A 7617-nucleotide genomic window follows, 5' to 3' on the forward strand; every position below is an offset into this window, starting at 1 on the left:
CGGCCGGGCCAGGGGATCGGGCGCGTTAACCAAATCCTGACGAAAAAGCGATTGTCTTTGCCGGGGCGGCGTTGCTATTGTTGCTCTGATGTCGGCGGCCTGCGGTCAAATCCCCGCAGCGCGCCCACGGAATTCGCTGATTTCCGGACTTTGTTGCCTCGCGATGGCGGGGCAGGTCTGGGTCATCCGATTGGCCGGAAGGCCGTAGTTATGCCTGAAGGCTTTGAAAAGTCTCAGGTTTTCAGATGGGCGCCGGATATTCCGGCGCTTGGGACGAACCGCGATGGCGCGTGGAGAGGCAAGTCAGGTGAGGAGGAGCGGCGGTTTCGCCGGCTCCCCCGGCATGTCTCCCGAGGCGCCCGCCTCAACGAAAAACCATGTCGCGCGCGTCTTGCCCGAGAGGGGAAGGCGCCGATCGGCATGGGGAACATGGATTAATGGCAAAGAAAATGCTTATCGATGCCACCCACGCGGAGGAAACCCGCGTTGTGGTGGTGGACGGCAACAAGGTCGAAGAGTTCGACTTTGAGACCATCAACAAACGGCAGCTCGCCGGGAACATCTATCTGGCAAAAGTGACGCGGGTGGAGCCTTCGCTCCAGGCCGCTTTTGTCGATTACGGTGGCAACCGCCACGGGTTCCTGGCTTTCGCCGAGATCCACCCGGATTATTACCAGATCCCGGTGGCCGACCGTCAGGCGCTGCTCGAGGAAGAGCGGCTCGCGGCGGAGGCCGAGGAGGCCGAGGAGAGCCGGTCGCGCTCGCGCCGGTCGCGCTCGCGTTCGCGCGGTGGCAAGGGCGGGGACGCGCGCGCCGAGAAGGCGCAGCAAGAGGATGCGGTGATCCGCTCCGAGGAGATCCCCGGCATGGCCGTGGTCGATCTCGAGGCCGATGAGCCGGGCGACGATATCGAGGCGGTGGCCGAGGTGATCGCCGAGGCGGTCGCCACCGAGGCCGTGGCCGAAGAGATGGCCGAGGCCGCGCAGGCCGGCGCCGAGGAGCTCGCGGCGGAAGCCGAGGGCGAGGCCGAGGAGGCCGAGCACGATCACGACCACCACGACCACCCGGTCGATGACGAGATCGAATCGGTCGCCGACGAGGACGTGCAGGAAGAGATCCGCGCGCCCCGCAAGCCGCGCGCGCGCCGCTACAAGATCCAGGAAGTGATCAAGGTGCGCCAGATCATGCTGGTGCAGGTCGTCAAGGAAGAGCGTGGCAACAAGGGCGCGGCGCTGACCACCTATCTCTCGCTCGCCGGCCGGTACTGCGTCTTGATGCCGAACACCGCCCGGGGCGGCGGCATCTCGCGCAAGATCACCAACGCCGCCGACCGCAAGAAGCTCAAGGAGATCGCGGGCGAGATGGAGGTGCCGCAGGGCGCCGGGCTGATCATCCGCACCGCGGGCGCGCAGCGCACCAAGACCGAGATCCGCCGCGATTATGAATATCTGATGCGGCTGTGGGAGCAGATCCGCGAGCTCACGCTCAAATCGATCGCTCCCGCGCCGATCTATGAAGAGGGCGATCTGATCAAGCGCTCGATCCGCGACCTCTACTCCAAGGAGATCGACGAGGTTCTGGTCGAGGGCGATCGCGGCTACCGCGTCGCCAAGGATTTCATGAAGATGATCATGCCGACCCATGCCAAGCAGGTCGTGCATTATCAGGAACAACTGCCGCTCTTCGCGCGCTATCAGGTCGAGAGCTATCTCTCCTCGATGTTCAACCCGGTCGTGCAGCTCAAATCGGGCGGCTATATCGTCATCGGGGTGACCGAGGCGCTGGTCGCGATCGACGTGAACTCGGGCCGGGCCACGAAAGAGGGCTCGATCGAGGAAACCGCGCTCAAGACCAACCTCGAGGCCGCCGATGAGGTGGCGCGTCAGCTGCGGCTGCGCGACCTCGCCGGGCTGATCGTGATCGACTTCATCGACATGGAGGAGCGCAAGAACAACTCCGCCGTCGAGAAACGCCTGAAAGAGAAGCTCAAGACCGACCGTGCGCGGATCCAGGTCGGGCGGATCTCGGGCTTCGGTCTGTTGGAAATGAGCCGTCAGCGGCTGCGTCCGGGGATGCTCGAGAGCACCACCCAGCCCTGCCCGCATTGCCATGGCACCGGGCTGATCCGCTCCGACGACAGCCTCGCGCTGCAGGTGCTGCGCGCGATCGAGGAAGAGGGCACGCGCAAGCGCAGCCGCGAGGTTCTGGTGCGCTGCCCCGTGGCGGTTGCGAACTATCTGATGAACGCCAAGCGCGAGCATATCGCCTCGATCGAGGCGCGCTATGGCATGTCGGTGCGGCTCGAGGCCGATCCGAGCCTCGTGAGCCCGGATTTCTCGATCGAGAAGTTCAAGACCGCGACCCGGATCGTGCCCGATCCGATGTCGGCGGCGGTGCATGCCACGGCCGAGCTGATGGCGGAGATCGACGAGGCGGATCTGCTCGAGGAGGAGGAGATCGTCGAGGAGGCGGAGGCCGAAGAGGTCGCCGAGGCGGTCGAGGCGGTGGCTGAGGCGGCGGCTTCGGGCGATGAGCAGCCGAAGAAGAAGCGTCGTCGGCGGCGTCGCAAGAAGAAAGGCCCGGGGGCGCTCGATGCCGAGGGCGCCGAGGAGGCGTCGGACGACGAGGACGGTGCGGACGAGGGCGCCGAGGGTGAGGGCGATGACGACGAGGCGGCCGAGGATGCGGCGCGCGCGGCGGCGGCGGCCGAGCTTGCGGCGATGAGCCCGGATGAGGGCGCGGCGGCGGCGGAACCCGCGGCCGAGGCGGCCCCGGAAGAGGCGCCTGCGCCGAAGAAACCCACGCGCTCGCGCTCGCGCAAGAAGGCCGAACCCGCGGAGGGCGCCGAGGCGCCGGTTGCGGCGGCCGAGGGCGAGGAGCCGGTGAAGAAGCCGAGCCGTTCGCGCAAGAAAGCCGCGCCCGCCGAGGCGGTCGAGGGCGAGGCGCCGGTGAAGAAGCCGAGCCGCTCGCGCAAGAAGGCCGAGGCGGATGCGGCCGCGCCTGCGGATCTGCCTGCGGCGGAGCCGGTTGTGGAAGCGGCGCCTGCGCCCGAGCCTGAGGTCGCGCCCGCGCCGGTGAGCGAGGTGGCCCCCGAGCCTGTGGCCGAGCCTGTCGCCGAGCCGGTTGCCGAGCCCGCGCCGCAACCCGCGCCGGAGCCGGTGGGCGAGGATGGCCCGCCGAAGCCCAAGCGCACCGGTTGGTGGTCGCGCTGAGAGTTGAACCCGCCGGGCCTTGTGCCCGGCGGTTTTCATTTGGGCACCCCGGGGCGCCGCCCCGGACCCCGGGATATTTCGGGCATCGTTGAAGGGGGGGCGTTCAGCCCCGGGCGACGCGGTAGCGCTTGAGGCGCCCCTCATCTTCGGCCGAGAGCAGCCGGTGCCCGGCTTGTGCGCAAAAATGCGGCACGTCGATCCAGCTTGCGCCGTCGGTCGCCACGAGTTCGACCACCGCGCCGGGGGGCAGCCCCTCGAGCACCTTGCGCAGGCGCAGGACCGGTAGCGGGCACAAAAGCCCCTGCGCATCGATATGAGCGGCGATCTCCATGCCCCCGGCCTAGCGGTGGCGCGCGGATTTGTCCACGCGGATGTGACCGGCGCCCCGGTGACGGCGCGCGCGCGGGATGCTAGGAGGGGGCATGTTTGGAATTGATCTCATCGATGCCGCCTTCCTGCCTGCCGCGCTGGTCGCGCTGGTGGCGGGGCTTTTGTCCTTCCTCAGCCCCTGCGTGCTGCCGATCGTGCCGCCCTATCTGGCCTATATGGGCGGGGTGAGCATGGGCGAGCTGCGCGAGGGGCGGCGCTCGGCGGTGGTGCCGGCGCTTTTCTTCGTGCTCGGGCTCTCGACGGTCTTTCTGTTCATGGGCTTTGCCGCCTCGGCCTTCGGACGGTTCTTCCTGAGCAATCAGGAGCTCTTCGGGCGGATCTCGGGCGCGGTGATCATCGTGCTCGGCCTGCATTTCCTCGGTCTCTTCCGGATCCCGCTGCTCGACCGCGAGGCGCGGCTCGATGCGGGGGATCAGGGCGGCTCCTCGCTGGGCGCCTATGTGCTGGGCCTCGCCTTTGCCTTTGGCTGGACGCCCTGCATCGGCCCGCAGCTCGGCGCGATTCTCTCGATCGCGGCCTCGGGGGGCGATATGGCGCGCGGCACCGGGCTGCTCGCGGTCTATGCGCTCGGCCTCGGGATCCCGTTCCTGCTCGCCGCGCTTTTCATCCAGCGCGCGATCGGCGTGATGAACCGGCTCAAGCGTCATATGGGGCTGATCGAGAAGGCAATGGGCGCGCTCTTGCTGCTTGTGGGGCTGCTCCTCGTCACCAACGCGTTCTCGGCGATCAGCTTCTGGCTGCTCGAGACCTTCCCCGGCCTCGCCCAGCTTGGCTGAGCGGGCAGGGGGCGCCGCCCCCTCGGCCCTGGCGGGCCTCACCCCGGGGATATTTCCGCATCGTTGAAGGGAGAGGCGTCCTGCCTTCAATGATGTCCAAATATCCCGGGGTCCGGGGCAGCGCCCCGGGGCTCTCCGTCCTTAGGCCCAGTCGGGTTTGCGCTTTTCGATGAAGGCGCAGATCCCCTCGTTCGTGTCGCGGTGGAGCATGTTCTCGACCATCACCGCGGCGGTATGGTCATAGGCCTCGGCGAGGGTCAGGGGCAGTTGCTCGTAAAAGGCGCGCTTGCCGATCTTGACCGCGACCGAGAGTTTCGCCGCGACCGTCTCGGCGAGCCGGGCGGCTTCGGCGGAGAGCTCGGCTGCCGGCACCACGCGGTTCACCAGCCCCACTTCGCGCGCGCGGGCCGCCTCGATGAATTCGCCGGTGGTGAGCATCTCGAAAGCCACCTTGCGCGGCACATTGCGGGTGAGCGCCACCATCGGCGTCGAGCAGAAGAGCCCGATATTCACCCCGTTCACGCCAAAGCGCGTGCCCTCCGCCGCCACCGCCATGTCGCAGCTCGCCACCAGTTGGCACCCCGCCGCGGTGGCGATGCCATGGACTTCGGCGATCACCGGCTGCGGCAGCGCGGGGATCAGCTGCATCACCTCCGAGCAGCGCGCGAAGAGATCGGCGAAATAGCCCGCGCCGCCATCCTCCGCCGTGCGCGCGGCCTGCATCTCCTTGAGATCATGGCCCGCGCAGAAGGCCTTGCCCGCGCCTTTCAGCACCACGGCCTTCACCGCGCTCTCTTCGGCCAGCGCCTCGAGCCGCCCTTTCAGCGCCGCGAGCATCGCATCCGAGAGCGCATTGAGCGAGCCCGGCGCATTCAGCGTCAGATGCGCGACCGCGCCGCGGCGCTCGTATTCGACGAGTTGTGACATTGCATTTCCTCCCTGTTGACGGAAGTCTAGGGGCGGGAGAAAGGAGAGCAAGGATGAAAAATCTGATGGACGCGGCGTCCCTCGAGGCGTTTTTGGCGCGCGAATTTCCGCAAGTGGGCGGGCAATTCGCGATCGAGAGCCTCGACGAGGGCGAGCTTGTGGTGCGGCTGCGGGTGGGCGAGGGGCATCTGCGCCCGGGCGGCACGGTCTCGGGGCCCTCGATGTTCGCGCTGGCCGATGTCGGCATCTATCTCGCGATTCTCGCGAAGATCGGGCCGGTGGCGCTCGCGGTGACCACCTCGGCGAGCGTCGATTTCCTGCGCAAGCCCGAGGCCGGGCGCGATCTGATCGCGCGGGTGCGGATCCTCAAGCTCGGGCGGGTGCTCGCGGTGGGCGAGTGTCTGATCTTCTCCGAGGGCGGGGCGGCGCCGGTGGCGCGCGCCTCGATGACCTATTCGATCCCGCCGAAATGAGCCGGCTCAGGGCGCGGGTTTGAGATCGACGGTGAGCTTGCCGCGCCGGGCGTAATGGATCCAGCGGTCCGAGGCTTCGGCGGCGGCATAGCCCACCCCGGCCACCACGAGCCCGACCGGCGTCGGCAAAAGCGGCGCGCGGCCATCGACCGCGGCATCATAGCGCTCGGCCGCGGTGAACCCGGGGGCCGTGCAGCGTACGAAAAGCGGCGCGGGTTTGCCCTTCACCTTCGGCAGCGCGATCTTTGCCGGTGTCACGATCTCGGGGTAGGTCAGATCGTCGCTCGAGAGCGTGCAGCGCGCCCCGGCGACCGCGCCCGCGGGGCCTTTCGTGGCCACCGTCACATTGCGGTAGCCGCTCACCCGCGCGGCGAAGCTCTCGGTCTTGAAGGCAGGTTGGGTCGGCGCGCTGTCCTGTGCGCCGGGGAGCGTGCAGGCGCCAAGCGCGATCAGGGCGGCGGCGGCGAGGGCTTGGGCTTTCATCGGGTCTTCCTTCTCGAGCGGGCGGTCTGGTGAGGAACTTACGCGCGGCGCGGGGCGCTCTGACGCGGCGGCGGTGGCGGGGAGTTGGCGCGAATCTCACGAATTGATTGGGGTATTATGATACCGATTTTGCAAGGCATTGTTTTTGCTTTGAAACTTTCCGATATTCGCGCTTGAAATGCGTGCGGAAATCGCCCAAAAGCCGGCATCCGAATTCCACAACCCTTCAAAGGGCGATCGACAATGAAAACCTATACCGCGAAACCTGCGGAGATCGAGAAGAAGTGGATCCTGATTGACGCCGAGGGCGTCGTTCTGGGCCGCCTCGCCACGATCGTTGCCATGCGTCTGCGTGGCAAGCACAAGCCGACCTTCACCCCCCATATGGACATGGGCGACAACGTGATCATCATCAACGCCGACAAGGTGCAGATGACCGGCACGAAGCGTGAAGACAAGCGCTACTACTGGCACACGAACCACCCGGGCGGGATCAAGTTCCGCACCGCGCGTCAGGTTCTCGAAGGCGCCCATCCGGAGCGCGTCGTGATCAAGGCCGTCGAGCGGATGATCTCGCGCAACCGTCTTGGCCGTCAGCAGATGTCGAACCTGCGCGTCTATGCCGGTGCCGAGCACCCGCATGAGGCCCAACAGCCCGAAGTTCTCGACGTCAAAGTCCTGAACAAGAAAAACACCCGGAGCTAATCATGTCCGATATCAAATCCCTCGATGATCTGAAGTCGGTCGTTTCGGGCGCCGAAGCCGCCGTCGCCGTGGCCGCTGGCCCCCGTGAGCCGGTGCGCGACGCGCTCAACCGCTCCTATGCCACCGGCAAGCGTAAAGACGCGGTCGCCCGCGTCTGGGTCAAGCCCGGCTCGGGCAAGATCGTTGTGAACGGCAAGGAAATGCCGGTTTACTTCGCGCGCCCCGTGCTCCAGCTGATCGTGAACCAGCCGTTCCAGATCGCTGGTGTCGAAGGCCAATATGACGTCTACGCCACCGTGACCGGCGGCGGCCTCTCGGGCCAGGCCGGTGCGGTCAAGCACGGCATCTCGAAAGCGCTGCAACTGCACGAGCCGTCGCTGCGCGCGCCGCTCAAGGCCGCGGGCTTCCTGACCCGTGACTCGCGCGTCGTCGAACGGAAGAAATACGGCAAGGCCAAAGCCCGCCGTTCGTTCCAGTTCTCGAAGCGCTGATTTCAGCCTTTGGCTATACGAAAGGGCCGCCCGGTTGGGCGGCCCTTTTGCTTTCGGGGAGGGGCAGGGCGCTCAGGCCGCCTCGTCGATCGGGGAGGCGTTGAGCTCATTGTAGCGCTCGGCACCCATCCGGTCGTGCAGATCGATCTGGGTCTCGAGG

General features: G+C 67.1%; 9 protein-coding genes (1 of these 9 cut by a window edge). 5 read left to right on the forward strand and 4 right to left on the reverse strand.

Annotation, left to right across the window (positions count from 1 at the left end):
- Positions 1 to 437: 437 nt before the first annotated feature.
- Positions 438 to 3212 carry an Rne/Rng family ribonuclease gene (locus LPB142_RS06855; RefSeq protein ID WP_071165909.1) on the forward strand — a complete coding sequence of 925 codons (2775 nt, stop codon included), beginning with the start codon at positions 438 to 440 and terminating at the stop codon, positions 3210 to 3212.
- A gap of 103 nt (positions 3213 to 3315) precedes the next feature.
- Here LPB142_RS06855 and LPB142_RS06860 read toward each other — a convergent pair whose 3' ends face one another.
- Positions 3316 to 3543 (reverse strand): sulfurtransferase TusA family protein, encoded by a 228-nt coding sequence (locus tag LPB142_RS06860; protein WP_068767275.1) that lies wholly within the window; start codon positions 3541 to 3543, stop codon positions 3316 to 3318.
- Between the two features lie 91 nt (positions 3544 to 3634).
- On the opposite strand from LPB142_RS06860, the gene LPB142_RS06865 reads away from it, so the two are divergent.
- On the forward strand, positions 3635 to 4378 hold the full coding sequence (locus LPB142_RS06865; RefSeq protein ID WP_068767274.1) for a cytochrome c biogenesis CcdA family protein: 744 nt from the start codon (positions 3635 to 3637) through the stop codon (positions 4376 to 4378).
- Between the two features lie 141 nt (positions 4379 to 4519).
- On the opposite strand, the gene LPB142_RS06870 is transcribed toward LPB142_RS06865, so the two are convergent.
- The gene (locus LPB142_RS06870; protein WP_068767273.1) at positions 4520 to 5305 is read right to left on the reverse strand and encodes an enoyl-CoA hydratase; all 786 of its coding nucleotides are present in this window, start codon (positions 5303 to 5305) and stop codon (positions 4520 to 4522) included.
- 53 nt (positions 5306 to 5358) lie between these two features.
- On the opposite strand from LPB142_RS06870, the gene LPB142_RS06875 reads away from it, so the two are divergent.
- Positions 5359 to 5778 carry a PaaI family thioesterase gene (locus tag LPB142_RS06875; protein WP_071165910.1) on the forward strand — a complete coding sequence of 140 codons (420 nt, stop codon included), beginning with the start codon at positions 5359 to 5361 and terminating at the stop codon, positions 5776 to 5778.
- Positions 5779 to 5784: 6 nt separating this feature from the next.
- Here LPB142_RS06875 and LPB142_RS06880 read toward each other — a convergent pair whose 3' ends face one another.
- On the reverse strand, positions 5785 to 6261 hold the full coding sequence (locus LPB142_RS06880; RefSeq protein WP_071165911.1) for a hypothetical protein: 477 nt from the start codon (positions 6259 to 6261) through the stop codon (positions 5785 to 5787).
- A gap of 243 nt (positions 6262 to 6504) precedes the next feature.
- Between LPB142_RS06880 and rplM the strand changes: the two genes are divergently transcribed.
- Entirely contained in the window at positions 6505 to 6966 is a 462-nt protein-coding gene (gene rplM / locus LPB142_RS06885; RefSeq protein ID WP_068767270.1) for a 50S ribosomal protein L13, read from the forward strand.
- A 2-nt stretch (positions 6967 to 6968) separates the two neighbouring features.
- A complete protein-coding gene (gene rpsI / locus LPB142_RS06890; RefSeq protein ID WP_068767269.1) occupies positions 6969 to 7457 on the forward strand; it encodes a 30S ribosomal protein S9 in 489 nt (162 codons plus the stop codon).
- A gap of 72 nt (positions 7458 to 7529) precedes the next feature.
- On the opposite strand, the gene bfr is transcribed toward rpsI, so the two are convergent.
- Positions 7530 to 7617: the final stretch of a bacterioferritin gene (gene bfr / locus LPB142_RS06895; protein WP_068767268.1), read on the reverse strand. 398 nt of this gene lie beyond the right edge of the window; 88 of the gene's 486 nt are visible here — the last part of the coding sequence; its start codon lies beyond the right edge, outside the window; the stop codon is at positions 7530 to 7532.

It is taken from the genome of Rhodobacter xanthinilyticus, from assembly GCF_001856665.1.
In the GTDB taxonomy this organism is placed as follows: Bacteria; Pseudomonadota; Alphaproteobacteria; order Rhodobacterales; family Rhodobacteraceae; genus Rhodobacter; species Rhodobacter xanthinilyticus.